Annotated in this window: 1 protein-coding gene; it reads right to left on the bottom strand. The window is 58.5% G+C overall.

The genetic code is table 11. From position 1 onward, the window contains the following. Positions 1–504, bottom strand: a 504-nt coding sequence (locus tag BK660_RS31495) for an MFS transporter (RefSeq protein ID WP_148057533.1), incomplete at both ends; no start/stop codon positions are given.

The following is a 504-nucleotide window of genomic DNA, read 5'->3' on the forward strand; positions in this document are numbered from 1 at the left end:
GACGATACGAGAATGCTTCTGGGTGTCCTTCATGGTGATGTACACCAGCAATGACACCGCGATGCACGCCGTCACATACCAGTAGTAACCGGTTTCCATGCCGATGCTCTTGAACCACAGCGCGATGTATTCAGCGGTGCCGCCGAAGATCGACACGGTCAGTGCGCACGGCAGGCCAACGCCCAGCGCGCGGATTTCAGCCGGGAACAATTCTGCTTTCACCACGGCGTTGATCGAGGTGTAGCCGCTGACGATGATCAGCGCCGCCATGATCAGGAAGAACGCACCCCACCAGGTTTGAATGGTGTGCAGGGTCATCAGGATCGGCACGGTGAAGATCGTCCCCAGCACGCCGAAGGCGATCAGGATCGGACGACGGCCGATCTTGTCCGACAGGCCGCCGATGATCGGTTGCAGGCACATGAACAGGAACAGCGTGGCGGCAGAAATGGTGGTCGAGTCGGAGATGCTCATGCCGACGGTGTTCACCAGATACTTCTGCAT

Origin of the sequence: Pseudomonas brassicacearum (assembly GCF_003732265.1) — a bacterium.
In the GTDB taxonomy this organism is placed as follows: Bacteria; Pseudomonadota; Gammaproteobacteria; order Pseudomonadales; family Pseudomonadaceae; genus Aquipseudomonas; species Aquipseudomonas brassicacearum_D.